Consider the following 624-nt stretch of genomic DNA (forward strand, 5'->3'; position numbering starts at 1 on the left):
TTCATATGCTTTCTCCGCAAATCGAACAATGACCTGAATCAGGTCGAAGCCTGTGTGCATTGTTACGGAGAAGTACCATGTCTCAAGTCGACCGCTATAAACCCTACAAAGGTGCCGCCGCTGGTTGGGGGGCGCTGATCGCTGTTACCAAAAACTGGCTGGGCAGTGAAAACGCGCTGAAGAACATTCGCGCCATGCTCAAGACCAACCAGAACGGCGGGTTCGACTGCCCCGGTTGTGCCTGGGGCGAGTCGCCGGAAAACGGCATGGTCAAGTTCTGCGAAAACGGCGCCAAGGCGGTTAACTGGGAAGCCACGGGCCGTTTGGTCGACCCGGCCTTCTTCAACAAATACAGCGTCTCGGCGCTGGCCGAGCAGAGCGATTACTGGCTGGAGTATCAAGGCCGCCTGACCCACCCGATGCGCTATGACCCGGCCACCGACCGTTACGTGGAAACCACCTGGGACGAAGCGTTCGCGACGGTCGCCCGGCACCTCAACGCGCTGGAATCGCCGGATCAGGCCGAGTTCTACACCTCGGGCCGGGCCAGCAATGAGGCAGCCTTTCTCTATCAGTTGTTCGTCCGGGCCTACGGCACCAACAACTTTCCGGACTGCTCGAACA

The 624-nt window shown here is 59.1% G+C and carries 1 protein-coding gene; it reads left to right on the forward strand.

Annotation, left to right across the window (positions count from 1 at the left end; genetic code table 11):
* Positions 1-77 precede the first annotated feature (77 nt).
* A partial coding sequence (locus AC1DVH_RS32415) for a molybdopterin-dependent oxidoreductase (protein WP_477757213.1) occupies positions 78-624 on the forward strand: 547 nt, incomplete at its 3' end.

The sequence above is a fragment of the Pseudomonas sp. P4_C3 genome, from assembly GCF_056402075.1.